Here is a 326-nt window from a genome sequence, read left to right on the forward strand (position 1 = left end):
ATGCGAGCACGTTCTTCTCGTTCCTTTTTCGACATCAGCCCCCATTGTCCCTCTTCACGATGGCGTTGTGTCCAAGAATAGACGCTCATTTTTGACCTCAGCCCACATTCTTGAGCGATGTCAGCTGGGCTCCAGCCGGAGCTGAAAAGTTCGACAGCACGAAGCTTGACCTCAAACGGGTAACGCGTCAAGGTTTTCGCCTGCTTACGCGGTCTACCTGGAGTGGTGGGTTCACGCAACCATTTGTACAGCGTCCATCTCCCCGGATACCCCAGCTGCCGGGTCGTCTTCGTCACCGACTGAGTGCGCTTATAAACCTCAATCGC

The 326-nt window shown here is 54.6% G+C and carries 1 protein-coding gene; it reads right to left on the reverse strand.

Annotated features, from left to right (window positions below; translation table 11 throughout):
* On the reverse strand, nucleotides 1–326 hold a 326-nt coding region (locus tag QP413_RS09945), incomplete at both ends, for a helix-turn-helix domain-containing protein (protein WP_284781606.1).

It is taken from the genome of Corynebacterium sp. UMB4614 (assembly GCF_030217065.1).
Taxonomy (GTDB): Bacteria; Actinomycetota; Actinomycetes; order Mycobacteriales; family Mycobacteriaceae; genus Corynebacterium.